General features: G+C 41.9%; 21 protein-coding genes. 7 read left to right on the plus strand and 14 right to left on the minus strand.

What is annotated here, in order from left to right:
- Positions 1–32: 32 nt before the first annotated feature.
- The 9 genes from E0H82_RS01255 to E0H82_RS01295 all read right to left on the minus strand — a co-directional run bounded on the left by E0H82_RS01255 (position 33) and on the right by E0H82_RS01295 (position 9,957).
- Positions 33–980: an OmpA family protein gene (locus E0H82_RS01255; protein WP_131262632.1), complete on the minus strand. Its 948-nt coding sequence runs from the start codon at positions 978–980 to the stop codon at positions 33–35.
- A 421-nt stretch (positions 981–1,401) separates the two neighbouring features.
- Positions 1,402–2,640 carry an HlyD family type I secretion periplasmic adaptor subunit gene (locus tag E0H82_RS01260; RefSeq protein ID WP_131262633.1) on the minus strand — a complete coding sequence of 413 codons (1,239 nt, stop codon included), beginning with the start codon at positions 2,638–2,640 and terminating at the stop codon, positions 1,402–1,404.
- Between the two features lie 38 nt (positions 2,641–2,678).
- Positions 2,679–4,964, minus strand: a complete 2,286-nt coding sequence (locus tag E0H82_RS01265; RefSeq protein ID WP_131262634.1) for a type I secretion system permease/ATPase — start codon at positions 4,962–4,964, stop codon at positions 2,679–2,681.
- Positions 4,965–5,049: 85 nt separating this feature from the next.
- Positions 5,050–6,312, minus strand: a complete 1,263-nt coding sequence (locus E0H82_RS01270) for a TolC family protein (protein ID WP_131262635.1) — start codon at positions 6,310–6,312, stop codon at positions 5,050–5,052.
- Positions 6,313–6,938: 626 nt separating this feature from the next.
- Positions 6,939–7,175, minus strand: a complete 237-nt coding sequence (acpP, locus tag E0H82_RS01275; protein ID WP_016166057.1) for an acyl carrier protein — start codon at positions 7,173–7,175, stop codon at positions 6,939–6,941.
- An 87-nt stretch (positions 7,176–7,262) separates the two neighbouring features.
- A complete protein-coding gene (gene fabG, locus E0H82_RS01280; protein WP_131262636.1) occupies positions 7,263–7,997 on the minus strand; it encodes a 3-oxoacyl-ACP reductase FabG in 735 nt (244 codons plus the stop codon).
- Positions 7,994–8,980, minus strand: coding sequence for an ACP S-malonyltransferase (fabD, locus tag E0H82_RS01285; protein ID WP_131262637.1), 987 nt, complete (start codon positions 8,978–8,980; stop codon positions 7,994–7,996). The genes fabG and fabD overlap by 4 nt, the downstream gene beginning before the upstream one ends.
- 160 nt (positions 8,981–9,140) lie before the next feature.
- Positions 9,141–9,323, minus strand: coding sequence for a 50S ribosomal protein L32 (gene rpmF / locus E0H82_RS01290; RefSeq protein ID WP_004279227.1), 183 nt, complete (start codon positions 9,321–9,323; stop codon positions 9,141–9,143).
- Between the two features lie 76 nt (positions 9,324–9,399).
- A complete protein-coding gene (locus E0H82_RS01295) occupies positions 9,400–9,957 on the minus strand; it encodes a YceD family protein (protein ID WP_131262638.1) in 558 nt (185 codons plus the stop codon).
- A 97-nt stretch (positions 9,958–10,054) separates the two neighbouring features.
- Here E0H82_RS01295 and E0H82_RS01300 point away from each other — a divergent pair, with 97 nt between their 5' ends.
- The 7 genes from E0H82_RS01300 to rluB all read left to right on the plus strand — a co-directional run bounded on the left by E0H82_RS01300 (position 10,055) and on the right by rluB (position 17,794).
- On the plus strand, positions 10,055–10,717 hold the full coding sequence (locus E0H82_RS01300) for an elongation factor P hydroxylase (RefSeq protein ID WP_131262639.1): 663 nt from the start codon (positions 10,055–10,057) through the stop codon (positions 10,715–10,717).
- 77 nt (positions 10,718–10,794) lie between these two features.
- Positions 10,795–11,412 carry an L-threonylcarbamoyladenylate synthase gene (locus E0H82_RS01305; RefSeq protein WP_131262640.1) on the plus strand — a complete coding sequence of 206 codons (618 nt, stop codon included), beginning with the start codon at positions 10,795–10,797 and terminating at the stop codon, positions 11,410–11,412.
- A gap of 53 nt (positions 11,413–11,465) precedes the next feature.
- Positions 11,466–11,729 (plus strand): hypothetical protein, encoded by a 264-nt coding sequence (locus tag E0H82_RS01310; RefSeq protein ID WP_131262641.1) that lies wholly within the window; start codon positions 11,466–11,468, stop codon positions 11,727–11,729.
- 639 nt (positions 11,730–12,368) lie between these two features.
- Positions 12,369–14,780 carry an arylsulfatase gene (locus tag E0H82_RS01315; protein WP_131262642.1) on the plus strand — a complete coding sequence of 804 codons (2,412 nt, stop codon included), beginning with the start codon at positions 12,369–12,371 and terminating at the stop codon, positions 14,778–14,780.
- Between the two features lie 493 nt (positions 14,781–15,273).
- Positions 15,274–16,065 carry a segregation and condensation protein A gene (locus E0H82_RS01320; protein WP_131262643.1) on the plus strand — a complete coding sequence of 264 codons (792 nt, stop codon included), beginning with the start codon at positions 15,274–15,276 and terminating at the stop codon, positions 16,063–16,065.
- Entirely contained in the window at positions 16,062–16,646 is a 585-nt protein-coding gene (gene scpB, locus E0H82_RS01325) for an SMC-Scp complex subunit ScpB (protein WP_131262644.1), read from the plus strand. The genes E0H82_RS01320 and scpB overlap by 4 nt, the downstream gene beginning before the upstream one ends.
- Positions 16,647–16,687: 41 nt before the next feature.
- Positions 16,688–17,794 (plus strand): 23S rRNA pseudouridine(2605) synthase RluB, encoded by a 1,107-nt coding sequence (gene rluB / locus E0H82_RS01330; RefSeq protein WP_131262645.1) that lies wholly within the window; start codon positions 16,688–16,690, stop codon positions 17,792–17,794.
- A gap of 102 nt (positions 17,795–17,896) precedes the next feature.
- Here rluB and E0H82_RS01335 read toward each other — a convergent pair whose 3' ends face one another.
- Genes E0H82_RS01335 through E0H82_RS01355 form a run of 5 tightly spaced genes read right to left on the minus strand, consistent with a single transcriptional unit; the run spans position 17,897 to position 25,580 of the window.
- Positions 17,897–19,618 carry an ABC transporter ATP-binding protein gene (locus tag E0H82_RS01335; protein ID WP_131262646.1) on the minus strand — a complete coding sequence of 574 codons (1,722 nt, stop codon included), beginning with the start codon at positions 19,616–19,618 and terminating at the stop codon, positions 17,897–17,899.
- A 12-nt stretch (positions 19,619–19,630) separates the two neighbouring features.
- Complete coding sequence (locus E0H82_RS01340; protein WP_131262647.1) at positions 19,631–20,773, minus strand: ABC transporter permease; 1,143 nt, start codon at positions 20,771–20,773, stop codon at positions 19,631–19,633.
- 7 nt (positions 20,774–20,780) lie between these two features.
- Positions 20,781–21,719, minus strand: a complete 939-nt coding sequence (locus E0H82_RS01345) for an ABC transporter permease (protein WP_044739329.1) — start codon at positions 21,717–21,719, stop codon at positions 20,781–20,783.
- Positions 21,720–21,731: 12 nt separating this feature from the next.
- Positions 21,732–23,747, minus strand: coding sequence for a M3 family metallopeptidase (locus tag E0H82_RS01350; protein ID WP_131262648.1), 2,016 nt, complete (start codon positions 23,745–23,747; stop codon positions 21,732–21,734).
- Positions 23,748–23,771: 24 nt separating this feature from the next.
- Complete coding sequence (locus tag E0H82_RS01355; RefSeq protein ID WP_131262649.1) at positions 23,772–25,580, minus strand: ABC transporter substrate-binding protein; 1,809 nt, start codon at positions 25,578–25,580, stop codon at positions 23,772–23,774.
- Between the last annotated feature and the right edge of the window lie 3 nt (positions 25,581–25,583).

Here is a 25,583-nt window from a genome sequence, read left to right on the forward strand (position 1 = left end):
TTTTAAAATTGTGAATAAATATAGAACAACGTTTATTCAGCTTTCATTCCATAGGTCACAATTTCTACCCGTCGGTTGGGCAAGTTACATTGCTCACGCGCTGCTTTATCCTTGGCATATTTCTGATCACAATCACTCACCACAAGCTCTTGCTCACCGCGCCCTTCAACCAAAATATTCTTTTTCACTGCTCCATCTTGAACCAACAGTGCTCGTACTGTTTCTGCTCTACGCTGTGCGAGTTGCTGATTTGAATTATCCGAACCAACAGGGTCTGTATATCCAATAACAGCAATATGGCTAATGGTTTCTTGATCCTGCGTAATTTCATTAGCGATTTCTGCAACTTCTTTGCGGCCTTGAGAAGTCAAATCATTTGGACCAGACTTCGCATAATCAAATAATGTACTGGCTTGTAAGGTGTATTTTTTGAGTACTGTTTTGGCAGGCACTTGAACATAGACAGGCTGTGCACATTCCTCGATTTCTTTTACACGAGACATTGTCCCAACCGCCTCTTTCAAATTTGGTAGCAGAGATTGAGCTTGTATCTCTGTAAGCTCTTGTACTTGTATTGCCTGATTACTGCCATCAACTAATCTGAAATATTGTGTCGAACCTTCTGTGAGTGTTTGGGTCGAGTTCAATCGACGTACATTGGTATAGTTCACAGTACTTTGCGTGTAAATTGCACTCATACGGGTGGGATGTGCACATAACTGCATTGCTTTAAATGAATTAGGCAATAATGACGTTAAATAATGCCCTTCAACAAATACATTGGCTGCCGGCCCTTTTAATCCTTCTTTATCACGAATAAATACAACTTGTGTATGCCCTTCTTTAATAGTTTTAGGCTGTAAGTAGGGTTTTGAACCGAATTGATTCCAATGTTCAAAAGGTGGCTTCTTATTTGCTGTTGAACATCCCGTCCAAAACAATGAACATCCAACCATCAATATTAATCTTTTAACACTCATAATACCCACCTCTTTTATTTCTATTTCATTTCCCCACCTATTTAACTGAGGGGGATTATTTTATTCCACAAAAACCCTTAAAAAAATTAAGCATTTATGTGATAGATTTTTATAATACTTATATAAGAGAATATTAAAAAATATTAAAAAAACAATAGCATTAATTATTTTTTTAAAAAAACATTGAACTGGTTCACACATTTTTTAATATAGATTAATTATATTTTTATATTTATTATTTTTAGAATAAAAATTAGAAAACTTAGCTTTATAAACAAGATCTAAAAATCAATGCCATACAACATATATCCAAAATACACATTATTTCATTAAAACAATAAGCTATTAACCAAATTATGGCCCATTTATTTTAATAACAAAAACCCTATTAAAATATAGAGTTTCTGCCAACAGAATATTTCTATCGCTCTTGCAAAGCTTGCTTCATTCGAGTGATTGGTTTTATTAAATATTGGAATATAGTTTTTTCTCCTGTTTTTACATCCACACTGGCAATCATGCCGGGAATAATCGGCATGGTTTTACCATTTTTATCAGTTAGTGAGTTCTGGTTTGTTTCAACCAAAATACGGTAGTACGCCTCATCTGGATTTAAATTCAGTTCACTTGGTCGTGTTTTATCTCTTAATGTGTCAGGGCTAATTAAAGTCACTTTGCCCTCTAAGCCACCATACAATGCATAGTCATAAGCAGTCACTTTTACAATCGCGCCAAGCCCAGGGTGAACAAATGCAACATCTTGAGGACGGATATAAGCTTCAACCAATAATTTGTCATTGAGCGGTACAATTTCCATAATGTCTTGTCCAGCCTGTACTACACCACCCACCGTATTAATCTTGATATTTTTAACAATCCCTCTTAAGGGCGCGCGAATCAGTGAACGATCTACAGGGTCAGCACGCATCGCCATATTTTCTTTGGCTTGTGCCAATTCTGACTCGACTCGAACCAACTCATTATTCGCATCTGCGGCATATTGATTTCGCTTTTCATTTATTTGTAAAGCTAAATCAGAAGATTGACGTCGCATACGTAGCAGCTCAACTTCGGACATCACCCCCTCTGCCACCATTGGTGAAGTAATTGAAATTTCACGATCCAACATGGCTTTACTGGTTTGCAACCCTGCAACAGCATCATCTACTGCACGACGACGTGCAACATATGCTGCGCGTTCACGATGTTTTAAAGATTCACTAATTCCATTGGGAAACTGGATTTCCGTTCCATAAGATTCCGCTCTTAAACGGGCTGACATTGCTTCCAGATTGGCAACTTTTGCCTCACTTTCCCTTAAGATTGCGGAACTTCGAGTATCATCTAGCCGAAGTAAGATTTGTCCTTTTTCAACAACATCTCCTTCTTTCACCAGCATTTTCTTGATGGTTCCTGGATCTAAACTTTGCAAAATTTGTTCGCGACTGGTCGGAATAACACTACCTTGACCGCGCGTCACTTCTTCTACATGGCTGTGATACGCCCAAAAAACAAACACAATCAAAAATACAAAAAGCAACCCAATTGTCCAAAACAGACCCGTATGCCTTTCCGTTTGTAAGGCGGCATTCAAGTCATTTAACAATTTCAAGTCTTTCGACTGAACCCGATCTGCGGGTGGGTTTCGATATTCTTCCATATGCCTCACTTACATTGATGTCGCTTTGCTACACACGACTACTCAACATTTATTTTTTCTAATTGCGTATTGTTTGAGTGATTCTGCACCGTCGATGCATGATCGGGTTTGATCACGATGGTACGACCTTCTTTTTGCCCCGCAGCCACAGCAGAACTTGTTTGTCCTGTCGCAACTGTAGAATTCTGTTGTGTGGTCAATTTGGTCTGCTCATTTAAAGCAAGTTTTTTCAGCACTTCATCTCTAGGGCCATCCATGACCACCTGTCCTTGGTCAATTACAATAACGCGACTCACAATGCTCAGAACTTGAGTCCGATGCGTCACCACTAACAAAGTTTTGTCTTTACACCATTGATGCAATGCGGTCAGGGTTTGTCGTTCAGTTAACTGATCCAAACCATTGGTCGGCTCATCCAATAACACCACACGCGGAGAACGCAATGTTAAGCGAGCCAACGCTATAATTTGCTTCTGCCCACCCGAAAGCCCCAAACCATCCTCACCCAAAGGCATGTCTAAACCACGCGGATGATTTTGAATTAAGCTGTCCAAACCAAAGCGCTTCAGAGCCTGTAACAACTCTTGATCTGTAGAAAAACCATCTTGTCTCGACAAATCCAAATTTTCACGTAGCGTCCCAAGAAAAAGACGTGGTGCTTGTCCGAGTAGAGCAACCTGATTACGTAAATAATTAGGGTCCAACTGACGTAAATCCACACCATCTAGCGTCACATTTCCCTCTAGTGGTTCAAACATGCCACTGGCGAGCTTTAAAGTTGTCGTTTTACCACTGCCGATTTTCCCGAGTATTCCCACCTTTTCACCAGGTGCGATAGTCAGATTTAAGCCCTTAAGTGCAGGAGGAATATCTTTCTGATATTTAAAACACACGTTTTGAAATTTAAGTTCGCCATTGACCCGATCTAAGCTGATATATTGCCGATCTGGATGACGTTCAATTTTACGCTCAATAATGCTTTGCAGCCCTTGTAGGCCAATTTTGGCTTGTTGAAAACGAATCGCTAAACTCGAAATTTGTGCCAATGGCGCCAATGCACGCCCAGATAAAATGACCGAAGCAATCAAAGCCCCCATGGTAATTTTATGGTTTGGATCTGGACTGTGAATGAGATAAGTTCCAACAATCACCAAAATCACGGTATTTAATTGCTGTATGGCCACAGAAAAATTAACCACAAAATTACTCAAGTCACGAGTTTTGGTACTCGAGGCCGCATTTTTAGCGGTGTAATAATCCCACTTTTGCTGTGCCCAACTGGTTGCATTATTGGCTTTTAATGTTTCGATCCCTTCTATAGCCTCTACCGCCAAACCTTGGCGCTGCGAAGACTCTTTCATTGATTCACTGATATAGCGTGCTAAAGGTCTCTGAGACAACATTCCAACCAGCATCACGATTGGTATTAAAATCAAGGGAACCATTGCCAGTGTGCCGCCAATCATCCAAATTACAGTAATAAAAAGTAAAAGGAATGGTAAATCGACCAACACCAACAGACTGGCGCTGGTCATAAACTCCCGCACAGATTCAAATTCACGCAGGTTATTGGCATAAGAACCCGATGACACTGGTCGTTCTGCTAAATCCAAACTCATCACACGACGAAAAATAGCCGAACTAATAATTAAATCCGCTTTTTTACCTGCAATATCAGTTAAATGTCCACGGATCATTTTTGCGGCGAACTCAAAGCCAATAGCCAAGATCACGCCAATACTAAGTACCCAAAGGGTTTCATAAGATTTGTTCGGGATAACGCGATCATAGACATTCATGACATAAAGCGAGCTGACCAATGCCAAGAAATTAATAATGAATGTCGCTAAGATGACTTGCGAATAATAAGCTCGAAAACGCCAAATGACCTTCCAGAACCATGCTTTAGGTAAGTGATATTCTGGCAATTCAGAACGCAAGTCGCTGGCTAATTTCGGTTTAATAAACCAACAGTACCCCAAGTACAACGCCGATAGTTGCTCATGATTAACTCTTTGCTTTAAACCGTCAATTTGTTGTAATTCATAAACTCGATCTGTCCCACTGCCATGAATTTGAGTAATCACCGCAGCTTCATTTTGCAGCAAAACAATCACCACAGGCACGGCTAAAACAGGAATTTCATTGAGTACTTTTTTACTTAACGTATTTTCAAAGCCATGACTTTTTAATACTTCAACTAAAGAGGGATAATTGACATTCAAATTTTGGTCATGCGTTACCTGTGCCATCAAGGTTGCGACAGGTAGAGGGCTCCCCAACAGTCGGGTTACCAATGCGATATGCTCTATTATGGATTTCATTCTCGTTATGTCATCCTATTTTAATTATTTGACCTTCAAGTCAATTACGCATGATCCACATCCACTTTGGATCAGCAGTTTTTTGTTACTGCTTCACCCAATTGCTAATGTTGGCTTGAGCACGTAAATAAGCGAGCGCTGCCATTCGATAATCATTCTGTGCCGTCACATAAGCCATTTCGACACCTGCTAATTCGTTATACGCATTGAGCACATCAATTAAGCTTTTTCGCGCAATTTTGAATTGTTTTTCGTTGTCACTCACCACTTTACGGGATGCTAAAATTTGCTCCTGTGAAATATTCATTTTTTGCTGACTTTGAAACATATCAATTTCAGCAGTACGTGCACGCTCCTCAATGTCCCGTTGAATTTGATCAAGTCGTGCTTTTGCTGCTACCGCAGATTGTCCACTTTGTTCCACAGAATATTTCGCTCCACGATTCAACAAATCCCACGACATATTCAAATAGACTTCACGGTCTTCAGTAGTCACATTACCTTCCAAGTTAATACTTGGATAACGCTTTGCTTTACGATATTTCACTTCAGAGCGAATACTCTCTAGCTCCGCCTCCTGAGCCAAATAAGAAGGATGTTGCGTAACTTCTCCCAGTTGATAACGCGATATAAATTGAGATGGTGCCAGACCGATAAATGGATCTCTTAGCGTGTCTTGATCAATCACTTCAGGTGAATATTTCTTAAGATGACTTAGCGCAAAACCCAATTCACGCTGCAAACTACTAATGGTGTGTTCTACCTGCATTTGGCGTGCACGTGCTTGTGTGAGCTCTGAACGACGACCCGCATCATATTGCACAATCACACTAATATCATGCGTAAACTTATTGTGACGCTCCAAACTTCGCATCTGTACAGCTAGCGCTTCATGTGCATTTAGAGCTTTTAAATATTCAGAACCAATGTTGTAACCTAGCTCTTCCGCGGTCTCATCAATTTTTTGTTCAAAATATTGAGATTTTTTTTCATCACGATCTACCTGAGCACTAATTGCACCAAAGGAATATAAATTCAGGCTGCCTTTTACCCCTGGTGTAAAATCCTCACTCGCATAGTCATATCTACTCTCGTGAGATTGATCCAGAATTTGGTTAGCCGTCAAAGCTAAGGTTGGATAATGTAGCGATTTCGACTCTTTGACCTTGCTTAACGCGGCTTCTTCATTGGCTTGTGCTTCCAACATCATTGGGTCTTGCTCCAAAGCTGTTTTTAACAACGTCTGTAACTGAACCGCATAAACCGAACTACTACATAATAATGTGATCAATAAAGTAATTCTTTTATGCCAAGTCATTTGTTGTACTTGTTTATTTCGTATTCTCATATTTTTACTTTAGATCTTTCTTATATACACAGAACACTGCGACTTGTATCTCTTGGCAATTTTAGCAATTAAATTCAATAAGTTAATTAAATATTTACAAAGTAAAACATGCTGAAAATTATTAAGATAATATTAACAATCATAAAAAATAGACAAATGAATTTCTTATTCATTAAGTATATTAAAATAAGTTTAATAAATATAGAGGAATTAATTTGCAGGAAAAATGTGCATTAGTTAACTAATATTTAATATTTATCTTTTTTTTATACATATGTATATTAATTATGCATTTATTTACTTATTATCACTTTTGCTTATCTTTTAAACAAAACTTATCGACATGCAAAACCAAGTATCTTGATATACATTATTTGTTACAAATAAACCAACTGAAATACTCAACTTTAATGATGAAGTAGAGCACTTTTCTAGTTTTAAGTCTTTTCATTATTTTGTATTCAATACAGTAAAATTGAATCTGAAGAAGCACTATCCCCTTTTCTTGGTATATTCATATGATCAAACTGATTTCTCATATCAATACATCTAGCAACAGCCCATACAGACATTAAAAAAGCCACCTAAAAGGTGGCTTTTCTTTCAGCAGCGCTGAACATCAACAATTAACCAAGTTTCTTAGAAACATAGTCAATTGCAGATTGAACTGTAGTGATTTCGTTAGAATCTTCATCAGGGATAGTGATGTCGAAATCATTTTCGAAAGACATTACAAGTTCAACTAGGTCTAGAGAGTCTGCACCCAAATCATCCATAAAAGATGCTTCGTTTTTGATCTCTTCTACTTTAAGACCCAATTGTTCTGCAACAGCTTGTTTAACGCGTTGTTCGATATCGCTCACAGGAATTCTCCTCATTGCTTGTGGCGTTTTTAAATGCCATCAGTTTAATTGAAACTTTAATTTTTTGAAAGTTAATCCATCAGCTAATTAGCTCATGTATAAACCACCATTTACGTGTAAAACCGTACCTGTAATATAACTTGCCTTCTCAGAAGCCAAGAAACTTACAGCATTCGCGATATCTTGTGGTTCACCTAAGCGTTGAAGTGCCACTTGATCACTCATTTTTTTACGAATTTCTTCGCTTAACTGTTCTGTCATTTCAGTTGCGATGAAACCTGGTGCAACTGAGTTTACAGTAATTTGGCGGCTACCCATTTCTTTTGCAAGACTACGGCTAAATGCCTCAATCCCTGCTTTAGCAGCTGAATAGTTTGCCTGACCTGGGTTTGCAAAATGTGCAACCACAGAACTAATATTAATAATTCGTCCAAAACGCGCTTTGGTCATGCCTTTAAGAACACGTTTTGATAAGCGGTATACCGCTTTTAGATGAATATTGAGAATATCATCCCAATCATCTTCAGACATACGTAACAACAAATTATCTTTGGTAATCCCTGCATTATTTACAAGTGCAAGAACTGGACCATAATTTTGTTCGATATCTGTAACCAAAGCATCAATTGCAGTACCATCACGTACATCTAGCACTTTACCTGCACCATTTTCACCAAATGCTGCTGATAATTTTTCTGCACCAGACTCAGAAGTCGCTGTACCTACTACAAAATAACCGTCTTGAATGAGTTGTTGAGCGATGGCAGCGCCAATCCCTCGACTCGCGCCTGTCACTAATGCGACTTTGCGTTCTTGTGTCATGCAATTTTCCCTTCCGCCACTAAAATGGCATTCAGCGCATCCTCCACACGACCTTTCGTATCGATTGGGAATGCTTTTTCTATATTTGGCAAACGTTTCGCAAGATTGGCAAGCACATTACCAGGACCACATTCAACAATATATTGTATGCCCTGATCTTGCACAGTCTGCATTGTCTTTGTCCACTGCACCGACTGGTACAGTTGTGCAGTCAATGCCTGACGTAATTGCGCTACATCCGTCGCGATTTCCGCGTTGACATTTTGTATTACAGGAATGCTAGGTAGCTCAATGGCAGTTTGTTCCAAAGCATGCGCGAATTGCTCAGCAGCAGGTTTCATCAGCGAACAATGTGATGGAACTGATACTGGAAGTGCAATTGCCTTGCCAGATTGTTCTTTTGCAATAGCCATGACTGCTTCTACTGCGGCCTTATCACCCGCAATCACCACCTGACCTTGTGCATTATAGTTCGCAGCTTCTACTGAACCCTGACCCTGCGCTGAAACTTCAGCACATAGCTCAAGGACTTTGGCATCTTCTAGACCCAAAATAGCCGCCATTGCACCCTGACCTTGCGGTACAGCACTTTGCATAAGCTTGCCACGTAAGTTAACTAACTTAACAGCATCGCCCAAGGACATTGCACCCGCAGCAACCAAAGCACTGTATTCACCTAATGAGTGACCAGCAAGATATTTAGGCACCACACCGCCCAACTCCAACCAAACACGCCATAAAGCAATACTGGCTGTTAGTAATACAGGTTGAGTAAATTCAGTTTGGTCTAAGCCTTCACCGCTTTGGGCAATATGCCACAAATCAAAACCCAGGGCTTCAGAAGCTTCCGCGAAAGTGTCACGAACACCACTAAACTGTTCAGCAAGTTCAGTCAGCATGCCGACTTTTTGCGAACCTTGACCTGGAAACACAAATGCAGTTTTTGTTGCTTGAGCTGCTTGTTCAAGTGGTCTAGCAGACATATAAAAAATCCTTTATGTAGTCACTGCTCATTCATGGAGCGGAAATTTAACACTTAATTTTGTTTTTGGTAATTGCGAAATACAACAAAAATCGAAGACAAAAAAAGGGAGCTTACGCTCCCAATTTTTTCACTAAGCTTATCACTTAATGCTTCATCAATTATTCAGCAGATGCTTTAGCGAATAATTGACGACCACGGTAGATACCATCTTTAGATACGTGGTGACGACGGTGAGTCTCGCCAGTAGCTTGGTCTACAGTTAATGCATTCTCGGTTAAAGCGTCATGTGAACGGCGCATGTCACGGCGAGAGCGACTTTTACGGTTTTGCTGAACGGCCATGATGGCTCCTTACAAATCGAAAAATATGGATCAGAACAAATTCAGTTGTCTTATACGGAAGAGTATAACACAAAAATTAGTTAAGTTTACCCTTCAAACTTGCCAAAACATCAAACGGGTTATCCCGCTTCTCTTCAACAAGCTCTTCAATGGCAGGTTGGTGCTTATGTTCACAAGCATCATGCTTAGGAGACAAAGGCATCAACAATAACAATTCATCTTCTATGAGAGAAAGTAAATCAGCCGTCGCAGGCGCATCATAGCTACCTTTCGTCGTTGCTTCACTTTCACCTAAGACGATGAAATCAGCATCCTCATCCAAGCGCTCTATCAGTGACTCATCATCCACTAGAGCTAGATGAAAATCTGAAACGAGTTCAATGGTTACCGTGCCTAAACAGCGTTGGCATTCCATTGGAACCTGCGTTTCAACGCGACCATCTAGCCATACAATGCGATGATACGCATCCATTGATAGCTTACAGTCTATGTTAATCAATTGATCATCAATTGATCCAACAGCTTCACGAGCGATACGAGCAAAGCGAGACAATGGCAGGGTACCTGACCATGTAAAGCCTTGTTCAGCCCATTTAAACGGCTCAATCTGTGCCGGAAAGGTATTTGCTGACATAATTAAGGCGGCAATTCTACAAATTCATCAGTACTCTGTCAAAGATTAAGATACAATTTTGTACTTATTTAGACAGACCATTTTGGGTAACACAGTCATGCATCTGTTGCAGCCGCAAACAGAAGTGAATAAAAAATCACTTATTAGCACACTTTCAACTGTTCATTTTGACATTTCACCAGACCAAGTGCAACGTTTGGAATGGGCGAATTTACAGACAGAAACTGAACAAGTTGATTGGCTCATCTTACACTTTAATTACTGGTTTTCCCACCTTAATGTGAATTTGATTCGCGGCGAACACGAGCCTGAATATTTTCCAGCGACGCAGCAACAGCCTGCACGTATTCAATTTGCTCACGGTTTCTTTAATAGTGCATTACATGAAATTAGTCATTGGAGCATTGCGGGTGAACAACGCCGCCTACTCCCCGATTTAGGCTATTGGTATGCCCCTGATGGTCGCACACAAGAACAACAAGCTTTATTTGAGCAAGTGGAAATTAAGCCTCAAGCCATTGAATGGATGTTTGCCAAAGCTTTTGGTCGAAAATTCCGTGTCTCGCTAGATAACCTGACGGGTGATGGGGGTGATGGTTCGACTTTTAAAGATCATGTATATGCACAAGTTCAGCGATATTGCTCTGGAGAAATGGTGCTACCACGAGATGCCCAATACTTTATTGACTGTGTCTGTACGTGTACACGAGGTGGCAAAAGATTACAAAGTGGCGAGTTTCAACGCGAAATGCTGGACTAATTACAGAAATTCATCAAAGTTACATGACAAGATGTTGTAATTTCAGCAGATAATATATAAAAAATCAGGAGAAAAATATGTTGCACTTAAGAATACATCCTGATAATCCACAACCGCGCTTAATCAGTCAGGCAGTGGAACGCATTCGTGCGGGTGACGTGGTGGTTTATCCGACTGATGCTGCTTATGCGATTGGATGTCAGATTGGAAATAAGAATGCCATGGAGCGTATTTCTCAGATCCGTGGCTTAGGACCAAAGCATCAGTACGCGATTATTTGTTCAGATTTATCTGACATTGCCACTTATGCCAAAGTCGACAATGCCATGTATCGCTTACTTAAAAATAATACGCCTGCTGTAACCACCTTTATTTTACCTGCCACTAGCGAAGTACCGCGTCGACTCATGCACCCGAAAAAGAAAACCATTGGTCTACGCATTCCAAGCAACCCAATTTGTCAGATGCTACTGAAAGAATTAGGTGAGCCGCTACTGACCAGTACGCTAATTTTACCGGGTATTGACGATCCTTTAGATGACCCCTATGAAATTGAGATGCAACTTGAAAAACGCATTGATGTCTTTATTGATGGCGGTTTAGGGACTTTAAGCACCACCAGTATTGTGGATTTATCAGGAGAGAGTCCTGTTGTGATTCGTAAAGGCGTAGGTGATGTGAGTGCATTTGAGTGATGCAACTGCATTTATTCACTAGAAACTAAATCTCACATGCTTAAGAGATCAACATGACGCTGTTTATGGTTTTGCTCAATCTCGATCAATTTCCTAAGCAGCATAGTTTATACGTGCTGCATCCTTGGACGCTTGAGTCCGAGACCTTGGTGCAAAGCCATACTTCAATCAACTGCATTACGATGGGAGAAGATCGGTACAGCTATTTCCTACCGATCTCTACCATCCAACAATATTTCAAATACCTTGAAGTCAAGAATGTTTGCCTACAAGACAGCTGTCAGCGCATCATCGAATTTGCACAAAAAAACCAATAAATCTTCCGTTCATCCGCATGAATGATTGTTTTTGTACTTTTGAACTAGAGCCCAGCTCCATATCATCTCTTCTGCGCGACAAAGTAATCATTTTAAAACAATGCTTTTTTACATCGCCCATACGCGCGCTCAGCACAGCACCCCAAACTTAAAGTGTGGAAAAAATATCCAAGACCATTCTTTTGAGTGGTTCATCATTCCAAGCAGTTTGGTACTGTACAGCCAGAACAAAAAATATACTTTTCACTCATTGGCTATGGATAGTCGTGAGCACATGCGAAATAACACTTGAATAATCAGAATCAATAAAGGAAGAAAAATGCCACATCCTGTGACTATAAAAAAACGACATCTGTTGGTCATTTCAAAAGATCAAGAGCATTGCACTTTTATAACTAGGCGCAATAACCAAAGCGGATCGCTTTGATTAGTTTAGAGCTAATTTACCCCCTATCGGTGATCAAACTGAGTGGATGGAAGTGATCTCTTTCTGCCCCTTAAAACCACACCCCAATACCATAAAACTTTCTCTTTTTAACTGTAGGTTGCTTTTTCCTACTGAGTACTTTTTTGCACATTTTCTAAATTTCAACTTTGTTTTCAACATCACATCAAGGAAACTCTTAAAAGGGATTATCTATGAATAAGAACAGGCTAATTAGCCCAACAACCAAACCACTGACACGCATCCTTACCTTGACCGCAGCCATCGCATCTTCACATGCAGCTTTAGCTGCAACTGAACCACAAAGCAATTCTCCGCAGGCTGAAGAACAAGTGGGTTTAGTCTTACCGCAACCTACACCAGCATTTAAAGGTGTGATTAAAGAAACCTTTGAAGGCTCTAAACAAGATTTTCCACAAGCCGTCAAAGCCCCCAAAGATGCACCGAATGTGGTGGTGATTTTGCTAGATGATTTAGGTTTTGGGCAGGCAGGTACATTCGGAGGACCTGTACCGACGCCTGAAATGGATAAACTTGCAGATGATGGTGTGATTTATAACCGCTTCCATACCACAGGAATTAGTTCACCATCACGTGCTGCCCTTTTAACAGGACAAAACCAACATCAAGTTGGGGCAGGTACAATTACTGAACTTTCAACAGGCTACCCTGGTTATAGCACCATATGGCCGAAAGAAAGTGCCAGTGTGGCAAGAATCCTTAAAGACAATGGTTATGCAACAGCAGCTTTTGGTAAATGGCATAACACCCCAGACTGGGAAACATCACCCGTTGGACCTTTTGAACGTTGGCCGACTGGACTCGGCTTTGAATATTTCTATGGCTTTTTTGGGGGTGAAACCAGCCAATGGGAACCACAACTGATCCGAGGGGTGACACCTGTAGAGCCGTCTAAACGTCCAGAGCAAGGCTATAATCTGAATGTTGACTTGGTCGATGATGCAATTGGCTGGATTAATCGCCAACGCTCAGTTTCTCCAGATAAACCATATTTTGTCTATATGGCGCCTGGTGCTGTCCATACCCCATTACATGTGAATCAAGAATGGATTGATAAATTTAAAGATCAGTTTAATCAAGGTTGGGACAAAGTCCGTGAAGAAACCTTAGCCCGTCAGAAAAAAATGGGGATTGTACCTAAAAATACCGATTTAACGCCTCGTCCAGACAGTATCCAAGCTTGGTCAGCACTCAGTGCAGATGAAAAGCGTTTGTTTGCAAAGCATCAAGAAGTCTTTGCGGGCTTCCTCGCGCAAACAGATCATGAAATGGGACGTTTGATTAAGGCTATCCATAAACTTCCCGATGCAGACAATACCTTAATTATTTATATTGCAGGAGATAATGGTGCCAGTGCTGAGGGAAGTATCACGGGGACAATAAATAGCCTGATGACTCAAAATGGTTTCCCTGACACCGTTGCCAACCAATTGCCGCATATTGATGAAATTGGTGGGCCAAAACACGAAAACCACTACCCTGTAGGCTGGGCATGGGCAGGTTCTTCGCCGTTTCAATGGATGAAACGAGTGCCTTCGCATTTTGGCGGAACACGTAATGGCATGATCGTTTCTTGGCCTGCAAAAATTAAAGCCACGCATGGCATCCGTAACCAATTCCATCATGTGTCTGATATCACACCAACTATTTTAGAAGCAGCCAATATTCCTCAGCCCAACATGGTCGATGGTGTGAAACAAACGCCAATGTCGGGTATTAGCATGACCTACACTTTTAATGACGCAAAAGCCAAAGATCAACGTCATACGCAATACTTTGAAACAGGTGGTCATCGCGCTATCTATCACGATGGTTGGGTTGCCTCATCGTTCCATGGTGTGCCATGGAAACTGAGTGGTTCAATGGGCTTTAAAAATAACCCATGGCAGCTATACAATATTCAAAAAGACTTTTCTCAAGCACATGATTTAGCAGCCCAAGAACCAGAACGTTTAGCCAGCTTGCAAAAATTATTTGATCAAGAAGCTGGTAAATTTGGGGTCTATCCTCTAGATGACCGTTTTGTGGAGCGTGCCTTTAACCCAGAACGGCCATCGTTTATTCGTGGTCGGAAGCAATTTACATATTCCTCAGGTACCACGCGTCTGCCTGAGGGTAGTGCTCCACCAATTTACCAACGCTCACATAGCATTACTGCGGAAGTTACGATTCCTACAGGCGGTGCCAATGGTGTGATTATGGCTGAAGGCGGTTCTGGAGGCGGCTTCTCCTTGTATTTGGAAAATGGCATTCCTGTGTATGAATACAACTTTTTTACTCAATCTTACTACCGTATTGCTGCGACAAAAGCCTTGCCACCAGGTAAACATACCATCGTCGTAGACTACCAACAGACTCCGAATACAGGGCGAAGTGGTATTGGCGGGCCTGTGAGCATCAGCGTTAATGGCGACACGGTTGCTCAAGGTCAGGTAGAAAAAGTGGTTCCTTATCGTTTTTCAGCAACTGAAACCTTAGATATTGGTATGGATTTAGGCTCAACAGTTTCACCGCGTTACAGCAAACAAGCGCCTTATCCTTTTACAGGTCAAATCGACAAAGTCACGATCGACCTGAAAGACTAAATACCTGTGGTTTTAAATCAATGATTTGAGTGGGATCAACAGGACAAACAAAGAGGCGTCAGCGTCTCCTGTTTAAGGAAGTGCTGAATGCTTCAAGCTTTCAGCGCTTCACTTCTCAGCATTCACTACATGCCTATTACAGACTGTTTTGAGGTAAATCCAGTATCCTCAAGTCATCCATTTGCAATACATCGTTTTTTTTAACACGATAGGACTCTGCCCTAAGTATGCCATGATCTCTGAAAACTGGCGTTTTTACAAAGGCTTAGCCACAACATAAGCGGATCCAGAGTATCACGCAAATAAATACCCCATATTTATTTAATACTTTTTTGTTATTTGAACCCCCAAGTAATTTATTCATCTCCTAATATGCATTACACTAAGGCCTATTAAAATTATGTATTTTTTAATCACCTCTACTTTCTCCCCTAAGTACTGATTCGAAAACACATAATCATGCCTTTGAAAATTCGCGTGGCCAATAACTGTAATGAATCAATCCGTCCCTAATGCTATGGAAGAAACGCCGCACATCCGTGTTCTAGATGAATGGCAAGACTCCATCCCTGAGGATTTATATATTCCTCCTGCTGCATTTGAAATTCTCTTGGAGCATTTCGAAGGACCACTCGACTTTTTAATTTACTTAATTCAAAAAAATGGCTTCGACTTATTACAGTTAGATATTGCCCCGATTGCAGCCCAATATCTTTCTTACATGGATGCCATGAAGTCACTAAATATTGAGCTGACTGCTGACTATATGGTGATGGCGGCCTTATTGGCTGATTTAAAATCCCGTTTATTACTGCCAAAGCCTACCAGTATTGCCGTTGAAAAAGACCCGAAACAAGAACTGATTGATCGGCTAGAAACTTATCTTCGCGTGAAACAAGCGGCTGAGCGTTTGGGCCAAATGAGTATTTTAGAACGAGATACTTTTCAGACCAATGTCAGCCTTGGGGATGTTGCTGCCCGTCATGATGGCTTTTCCGTCAATCTTTTGCATGACGCTTTATTTTGCGTGTTTAACCGCCCAGAGCCAGTAACCCATAAAATTGAGCAAGAACCAGTATTGCTTGAAGAACGAATTGCATTTATTGAAGAAAAGCTGCAAGCCGGTGAAATTTTAGATTTTATTGAATTACTCAAACCAAGTCAGGGTCGTATGGGCGTGGTCGTCACTTTTATGGCCGTGCTGGAACTGACCCGTCAACAGCGTATTCAAATTATTGGTTCAGGTATAGAGGCGCCTCTTAGTGTCCAAGGAGCACACCTATGAGTGAAGCGGATCTGTTTTCTCAATCAGAAATTCAACATGAAATGTTGATGCAACTGGAAGCCATTATTTTTGCGAGTGATGCACCAGTTTCTTTGGCACGTCTGAAAGAAGCATTTCAAGATCAATATTCTAAATCTGAACTGCGCCAACTGATACAACAACTCATGGTTTTACAACATGGTCGCTCGATTGAACTGGTAGAAACTGCACAAGGTTTCCGCTTTCAAGTACGCGCTAAGTATCGTCAAATTATTAGTCAAACATGGCCTGAGCGTCCAACACGCTTATCGCCTTCTCTGCTCGAAATTCTAGCGGTGGTGGCTTACCATCAACCCGTGACTCGTGCGGACATTGAACAAATTCGCGGAGTCTCGAATAATAGTCAAATATTAAGAACTTTGTTCGACTGGAACTGGATTAAAGAATCTGGTTTTAGGGAACTCCCTGGAAGACCCGCGTTGTTAGTTACAACGCCACAGTTTTTAAATGCTTTTGGCCTAACATCAGTTGGTCAATTGCCTCCCCTACAGGATGCCAAGGAAGCTTTTATGGCTCTCGACGCGCAAGCACCGAGGTCTTAAATAGGTGAACTGTTGATGATAATTTCTAAGGTTATGCTGTCATGAGTGAAAAATTGCAAAAGGTGCTCGCACGAGTTGGTCTCGGTTCTCGCCGTTATATGGAAGAAGTGATTGCTGCTGGTCGCGTGAGTGTCAATGGTCAAGTTGCCCAAGTGGGCGAACGTATTGAGCCAGGCGATGAGCTTCGCATCGATGGTCGTAAAGTGCAGTTCCAAATTGAAGATGAAATTCGCCGTCGTGTTTTAATTTACTACAAACCAGAAGGTGAAATTTGTTCACGTAACGATCCTGAACAACGCCCAACTGTGTTTGATAACTTACCGAGCATTACCAATGATCGTTGGGTGATGGTGGGTCGTCTGGATATTAACTCTACAGGCTTGTTGCTGTTCACAAATGATGGTGAACTAGCAAACCGCTTAATGCACCCATCGAATGAAATTGAGCGTGAATACGCAGTGCGTGTTATGGGTGAAGTAACGCCGCAAATTAAAAACAATATGTTGCGTGGTGTGGTGTTAGACGATGGCCCTGCAAAATTTGAATCATTCTCTGAGATTGGCGGTGAAGGAATTAACCGTTGGTTCCAAGTGGTAGTAAAAGAAGGTCGTAACCGCGAAGTGCGTCGTATTTTTGAATCTCAAGGTTTAAAAGTGAGCCGCCTATTACGTACCCGTTATGGCACCGTGATTTTACCGCGCGAACTCCGCACTGGCCGTTGGATGGAGTTAGACAAAAACGACATCGACAATTTAACCAAATCGGTTGAACTTAAGCCACGTCAAGGTACAGGTTTATTCGGCATGGCAAAACGCCGTACTGAACGTATGCAAGAAAAACCACTGGTAGCACGTCGTGGCGGTTTCTTACGTCAGCAACGTCGTGACAATGAAGATGAAGGTCAACAACAAGCGAAGCCAGCCTTCAACCGTGAACGCCGTGAAAACCCAAATGGTCATAGCCAACGTCGTCAAGACAATGCACAAACAGGTTATGGTCAACGTGAACCACGCCAAAACTCTGGCTATGCACAACGTGACAGTCGCCCAGAAAACTTTGGTAACAAAGGCTCATATGGTCAACGCGATGCTCGTGATGAAAATGCGCCACGTAAACCTTTTGGAAATAAAAGCTTTAAAAAGTTTTAATCATTGACGTTCAAATTTGAGCCACTTTCGAGTGGCTCTTTTTATATATGATGTGGATGCAGTTTAATAAGCGCGTTTTAGTTATCCAAACTCAACGATTGATTACACACCCTGCGGAATAGCACTGAGTAAGCGTTTGGTATATTCATGCTGTGGTGACTGATACAAATCATCTGAATTGGCTATTTCGACAATATCCCCATGATTCATAACCATAATCTGATCTGAAATATATTTCACTACTGACAAATCATGTGAGATAAAAATATAACTCAAGCCAAACTCATCCTGTAAATCTTGCAGAAGATTGAGCACCTGTGCCTGCACAGAAACATCCAGTGCCGATACCGATTCATCACAGATCAAGATTTCAGGCTTTAAGGTAAGGCAACGTGCAATCGCAATGCGCTGTCGCTGTCCACCCGAAAACTCATGTGGATAACGATGATAGGCAGATGCAGGTAAACTGACTCGCTCTAACAGATCCAAGGCAATTTTTTTCCGTTCTGCATCATTGGCACCGATGCCATGTACCTGCATCGGCTCCAGTAGAATTTGTCCTACCGTAAAGCGCGGATTGAGCGATGCATAAGGATTTTGAAAAATGATCTGGATCTTACGTTGATACCGAACAAACTCTTTTTCTGACATTGCTAAAATATCTTGTCCCTCGAACAGAGCTTTTCCGCCTGTCGCATCCTGTAAACGCATGAGCAATAATCCGATCGTGGTTTTACCCGAACCTGACTCCCCCACCAAGCCTAAGGTTTTGCCTTTCGCCAATTGAAATGAAACCCCTTTTACCGCTTGAAACTCATCTTTTCCAAACAGTCCCTTACGACTATAAAATGATTTTTTTAAATCTCGAACATCCAGAATAATTTCTTCATTGCCCTTCAGTCCGCGTTGTCGCTGTGCTCGATGCAGTTCAGTTGCAGCTTGTTTTTCTACCCAAATCTGACCTTGTTGCTGCATAAAATCACTGATCATTGGCAGCCGAAATGGCCGCTGAGAAAGTTGTGGACGACATTGTAATAGGGCACGGGTATAAATATCTTGTGGCTGCTCCAAGACTGATTTTACTGCACCCTGCTCACGAATTTCCCCATGCCGCATTACAATCACTTCATCGGCAATTTCACCCACCAAAGCCAAGTCATGGGTAATAAACAGCATCGACATGTTACGGCGTCGCTGTAAGTCTTGTAATAAATCCAGAATTTGCTTTTGAATGGTTACATCTAGTGCCGTGGTCGGTTCATCCGCAATTAATAACTTCGGTTCACAGGCAATTGCCATCGCAATCATCACCCGTTGTTGCTGCCCACCTGAAAGCTGACTGGGATAAGCATCAATTTTGGTTTCAGGTGTAGGAATCCCCACCTCTTTGAGTAACTCCAAAGTACGCGTTCTGGCTTGCTTGCGCCCCATAGCCAAATGCAATCTAAGCACTTCTGCAATCTGATCCCCCACAGTAAATACAGGATTTAGCGAAGACATCGGTTCCTGAAAAATCATGGCGATGTCTTTGCCACAAATTTTTCGCATCTCTGCACGTGACAAGGTTAGTAAATTCACGCCTTCAAACATGATTTTACTTTCTGCCGAAATTCGACTTTGCTCTGGTGGCAACAACCCCATGGTTGCCAAAGAAGTTACTGATTTACCACTACCCGACTCACCAACCAAAGCCACTGTCGTATTTGCTGGAATCGAGAACGAAATGCCTTTAACTGTTTCAATATATTGCTTGTTTTCGTCTTTAAAACTGACTTTAAGATTTTCAACTTTCAACAATATTGGATCACTATGCTGTTCAGTCATGTCATGTACCTCTTATTTTAGTTTTGGGTCTAATGCATCACGCAATGCATCGGTAAACATGGAAAATGCAGTGACCAAGACTGCCATCGCGACGGAAGCTGCCGCCAGTTGCCACCATTTACCTAAAATCAATTCACTTTGTGCCTCATTCAGCATACTGCCCCAAGACACAACCCCTACGGGTACGCCAAAACCCAAAAAGCTGAGAATGACTTCGGACTTAATAAAGGCCACCACAAGAATCGAGATTTGCACCAAAGCAATATGACTAACATTCGGAAAAATATGGACAAACATACGTCTAAAATGACTGACCCCAATGGCTTTGGCAGCCAGTACATACTCACGCGAGGTATGTTTCATATACTCAGCACGAATTAAACGATAAACACCCGTCCAACCTGTTAAACCCAGAATCAATACAATCGAGACAATCCCTTTTTGCTGTAGTACCGCTGCGATGGCTAAAATCAGTAACAGATAAGGAATAGAAGTAAAGATGTTATAAAACCAGTTCAGGACATCATCGATCCAACCACCAAAGTAACCTGAAATTGCCCCAAGTACCGTCCCAATCAACACTGCCAATAACGCAGCCACAACCCCGACAATAATGGATGTTTCTGCACCTTTAATGGTTTTTTGCAGGACATCTTGTCCCCATTTATCCGCACCAAAAGGAAGAGTTTGTTTTAATTCAGCCTGTTGATCGAGCAAATGCCCATCCAATTGCTGATCGATCGCTTTCATGTCCTCCGCTAAGGGATCAACCACGCCGTAATAATCTATCGCGCCACTAGTACTTTGTTCTTTGGCAATTTCGGCATTCAGTTCATGAATCACATCTTTTAAAGGATCAACAGGATTTTCAGGCAAAGCCTGTGGTTGAGTAGCGACTTTTTCAGTTGTATCGCGGACAGAATCTGCCCCCATAAAGGTGGGTGGCGCATAGCTGACAGCAACTTCTTTATTCCAATTCGAGGCAATCACCCCTGTCATGGACAGCAGCAACATCACGAAATAACACAGCACCACGAACAACGAGATCATCGCGATACGATCTGCCTTTAACCGACGCATGGCCAGTTGCCAAAGTCCAGAAGAAGTGGTGTCTGTTGTATCCAGTGCTTTTCTTTTAAATATCACACTTAGCATAGTTCACCTACTTCAACTGTACGCGAGGATCGACCAGCTTATACACCAGATCGGCAATCAGGTTAAAAATCATGGTGGCTGCTGCCACATAAACTGTGATGGCTTTAATTACAGGGAAATCACTGCGTTCGACCGCAATAATCACTTCCCGTCCAATGCCCGGAATACCAAAAAAACGCTCAATCAAAAATGCCCCAATCAACAACGCAGGTAAGGTCGCCATAACATCGGTAATAATCGGAATAGAAGCATTCCGCAGCACATGCACGCCAAGAATACGACGTTCTCCCACCCCTTTGGCACGTGCTGTACGCACATAATCCTGATTCACTTCATCGAGGACAAAGCTGCGGTAGAGTCTTAAGGTTGGCGCAATACTGACCACCAACATGATTAAAATCGGTAGTAAGGCGTATTTAAATAGGTTTTCACTAAAACGATCACTCCAACCTTGCACGGGGAACCAACTGAGTTGATAAGCAAATACATACTGAAAAACAATGATATACACCAAAATACTGATCGACATGCCAATGGTACACATCATCATGACCATACGATCCGTTAGAGTGCCGCGCACCGCAGAAACCGCCAATGCCAAAATAATCGAGATCACAGTTTGTAAAATCGTGAGGGGAATAAGTAAGGTCAGCGATGGACCTAAACGTGTGGTGATAATTTGTGAAACAGACTCCCCTGTACTCCAACTGAGTCCATAATCAAAGGTTAAAATCTGCTTGATGAAAATCCACAACTGTACATAGTAGGGTTGATCGACGCCCAACTGTTGGCGAATATTTTCAATCTGTTCTGGATTGGACATTTTGCCTGCCAGAATATAAGCAGGATCTCCCCCGACCCAGTTAAACAAAAAGAAGATTAACAGTACAACTCCGAGCATGGTCGGAATCATTTGCCATAAGCGACGTATGATATATGCCAGCATCTTGATGCCCCCCTATTTAACCCGTTGGCCTGTAATTTCATCAAAAAAGGCTTTATTGTCAGGTTTACGACCCAAGAAATCTTTCACCAAGTCTTCCGCGGGTTTCTGGCCGCCTTGAGATAAAATGGTTTGGCGATAACGTTGCCCCACTTCTGGATTATTCAAATTCTTGCCAAAAGCAGACAGCATGTCTAAAGCCAACACTTCAGACCACATATAGCCATAATACCCAACTTGATAGCCGCCCATGATGTGTCCAAACTGCCCAGGGAATTCTGTGTTGGGTACATAGCCCAGTGCGGTTGCACCTTCCATTTTCTTCCAGACATCTAAGGGCTGCACCTTCAAAGCATTATTGCCATGTAGTGCCATATCATATTGGGCATACAAAGTTTGACGGGCATAATGCAAGCCACGACCATAACTGTGTACTGCATTCAGTTTGGCAATCAACTTATCGTCAACTCGTGGACATGCAGGTTGGCAATAATCTGCCACTTTCGATAATGTTTCTTGACGTCTTGCCCATTCCTCATACATTTGCGAAGGGGCTTCAACAAAATCACGTTCTACCGATGTGCCTGATTGGGCTGAATAGCGGGTAGTCGACAAAATACCGTGTAAGGCATGTCCAAACTCATGTACAAAGGTTTCCAGTTCATCACTATTTAAGCCTTTGCGGTTAAAGTTAGTCACCAATGCTGAAATCGGTTTACGCCCCGTTAAGCTGCTACCCCCATATACCCCCCATACCGCAGCATGTCCGTATTTGCCTTCACGTGGGAATTTATCGACATATAGCCCACCCAAAAGCTGTCCTGTTTTCTGATCGGTCACATCGTAATATTCAACTTCGTTTTGCCAGACATCGACTTTGGCAGGTTTAAACTCAATGCCATACAGGTTAGATGAAATGGCAAATAACCAGTCCTGTGCCGCTTGCGTTGGGAAGTATTCCCGCATTTTTTCTTGGTCAATCTGATACTTGGCTTTACGCAGCTTTTCGCTCCAATACGCCTCACTCCAACGCTCAATCTTGGCTTGCGCTAAGGGGATATTTAAGGTTTTCGCTTGAAACTCACGTAGTGTGTCCACTTCTTTTTGCTCTAACGGCGCAACCGTTGCATGCACCTCTGACAGAAACTTGTTTACCATTTCAGGGGTTTCTGCCATACGTTTATGTAGCGCCCACTCCGCATAACTGGATTTACCAAACAATTTTGCCAATTCATAACGTAAATCCATGGCTTGTTTCAGCAAGATCAAATTCCGCTCACCCCCACGGCGGGTATAGGCAATTTGATAACGCTGGCGTGCAGCATCGTTGTCTGCCAACTCCATGAAAGGACGATATTCTGGATATTCAAAACCGAGTAAATAATTGCCTTGGTCATTTTTCTTTAAGGCATCGATATAGCTTTGCGGCAATCCTGTTAATTCGGCAGGCGTAAATTCCAACTTTTGCGGATTATCACGTACATTACGTGCATATTCCTGCTCAATCTTTGCCAGTTCTGCCAAAATCACTTTTAAACGTGCTTGCTTTTCGGCACTTAACTGAATCCCTGTTTTTTCAAAATCATTGAGTAAATCTTCCCGAAACTTGCTATCAATCGCATCACTGGCTTGGGTGTTCTTAATTTGTTGATACAGTTTTGGATTTTGATAAATATCGGTTTGGAACTGACTAATCTTGATTTCACAATCTTCTGCCGCTTTACGCAAAGCTGCATCTGGAGAAACATTGCTGTATAAGCCAATAGGCCCATAAAAATCTTCAAACGAGGCAAAAATACGATCCCATTCCGCCAATACAGGTGCAGCATTATTCTGTGCCGTCATAGGCTTGGCTTCAAAACGCTTAAGCTGCTGTTGAATATCCTGAATTTTGGTATCACACAAGGCAGGAATATCTTGGGCTTGAAATTGCGGCAAGGTCTGACGCGCGGGAGAATCTGCAAAAGTGAACTGCTGTACTGCAAAAGTCAAAACACTGAGTACGGTCAATTTGAAGGTTGGGTGATTCATCATTACTCCAGTTTTATTTAATTTCTATTTCTTCATATCAATATCGATGTACATCCATTCCGCAGGCAAAATCGGATGCTTTTTAAAACCAATCACGCGGGGCTGAGCCAAGACGTTGCGATAACGCGCACCAATAATTTGTACGGGCATATACACTTCGAGCAAGCGTGACATTTTCCGATACAATGCATCTCGTTCTGGACCAGGCGGCATTTTTTGAGTTTGTTCATACAAACGGTCATATTCAGGAATTTTTACGCAAGCATTGTTGGTCACATTGATATTTTTGCCATAGAACAACTGCATAAAGTTGTCGGCATCTGGATAATCGGCAATCCAAGCTGAGCTTTTAAACATGGTCTTGCATTGCTTTTCCAACTTGAGTGCTTCGGCAAATGGCAAGGACTGGGTGCTCATTTTAATTTTGATACTATCCAGCGTTTTCTTCCAAAATTCTGCCTGTTGTTGACTCCGCGCACTATTACCCGAGATCGTCATATCAATTTGCAAAGGTTTCCCATTCGGCAAAGTGCGCCAACCATCTGCACCGACTTTATAGTGATAGCGGTCTAACAGCAGATTGGCGGCTTTAACCGAATAAGGAATACTGCTTTTATAATTCGGATCATAACCCACCACGCCATTTGGGATCGGGGCTTGTAAGCGTTGTGCATCGCCTTTTTGTAAAATAGTAATGTAGTTATCGGCTGAAAAGGCCATCGCCATGGCACGACGTAAAGCGATTTTGTCTTTACTCATACCGCCCACGACTGGGTTTTGCATATTCCAATAATGATAATCAATCGAAGGGTCAGTAATCCGCGACAGGTGTACGCCTTTTTTTGCCAGCTCAGGTTTGAGTTTGCCATTTTGCAAAGCTTGAACGGTTAATTCTCCATCCAAAGCAAACAGATCAATTTCATCCTTAATAAAAGATAACCAACGTGATTGTCCTTCTTCCATCACCTGAATATCAATCATGCCAATTTGCGGCATTTTTTTGCCTTGCATGGCTTTGACAATTTTCTGATCTTCTGCCGTAGAAGCCTTAAAGTTCCAAACAAAACTACGAAAATCAGGATTGGCTTTTAAAATAATGCGGGAACCAGGCGTCCAGCGAGTTAGCAAATACGGCCCCGTACCCACAGGATGTCCCATCACAAATCCAGCTTTATCTCGATATTTTTCGATGACTTCACGTGCCACGGCACCCGCAGGTTGATGTGCCAGTAACATCGGAAAGTTTTGATCAGGACTGGTTAAACGTATCACCAAGGTATATCGGTCAGGCGTTTGCAAACCTGCAACAGCTTGATCGTAATTAAACTTACCTGTTTGAGTCGCCTGCTTCAACATGGCGTCCATCCCTAAAATACGTCCATCCAGCAACCAACTGTTCGGAGAACGCAAGTTTGGATCGAGTAGGCGTTTAAAGGTATACACATAATCTGCCGAGGTCAGCTCACGCTTTTTGCCCTTAAAGACTGGATCTGCGGCAAAATAAATGCCCTTTTGAATGTGGATGGTATAAGTCAAACCATCAGCACTGACTTCAGGTAAGGCGACTGCGGTACGTGGAACCAACTTTGCAGGCGATGCTAAATAATCGTAGGTAAACAAAGTTTCAAAGATTGAACCGTTGACATGTGCCGAATACAAATCATGTACGCCTGCGGGGTCAAAACCCGTTTCAGCCACAGGGAACACATAACGTAAGACTTTGTGCGGGTCGGCAGGGCTTTGTGCCAATAAACTCATAGAGCTTGAGATTAAAAGTCCACCTGCCCATATCCCTTTGAGCCAATAGTGATTTTTTTTATTCAACTGTTTCATTCT

This window comes from Acinetobacter sp. ANC 4910, assembly GCF_004331035.1.
Classification (GTDB): Bacteria; Pseudomonadota; Gammaproteobacteria; order Pseudomonadales; family Moraxellaceae; genus Acinetobacter.